The organism is Runella sp. R0.1_18, from assembly GCF_057652155.1.
Window position 1 is genome coordinate 1 of record NZ_JBYFCK010000116.1, and the last position, 341, is coordinate 341.

General features: G+C 49.9%; 1 protein-coding gene. It reads left to right on the forward strand.

Going from position 1 to position 341, the window contains the following annotated elements; genetic code table 11:
- On the forward strand, positions 1-341 hold a 341-nt coding region (locus AC23P2_RS31320), incomplete at both ends, for an SdrD B-like domain-containing protein (RefSeq protein WP_487776824.1).

The following is a 341-nucleotide window of genomic DNA, read 5'->3' on the forward strand; positions in this document are numbered from 1 at the left end:
TTACCAGCGGGTTGTGTGATTAGCAGCCAGCAAGACCAAGGCGGTGACGATACGAAAGACTCTGACTTTAAACCAACCACGGGTTTGAGCCAAGTGGTGACTATCAATGCCTTGGGAACAGGAATAGCCAAAGAAAACCCAACGGTGGACGCAGGATTGTACTCGCCCAAAGGCTCGATTGGTGACTACGTATGGAAAGACCAAAACAACAACGGCGTCCAAGAATCTGGCGAGCCAGCAGTAGCGGGTGTGATTGTTCAATTGTTGAACACAACGACCAGTGCGGTTTTGGCAACTGACACAACGAACGCCCAAGGTTTGTACTTATTCCCGACTTTGGA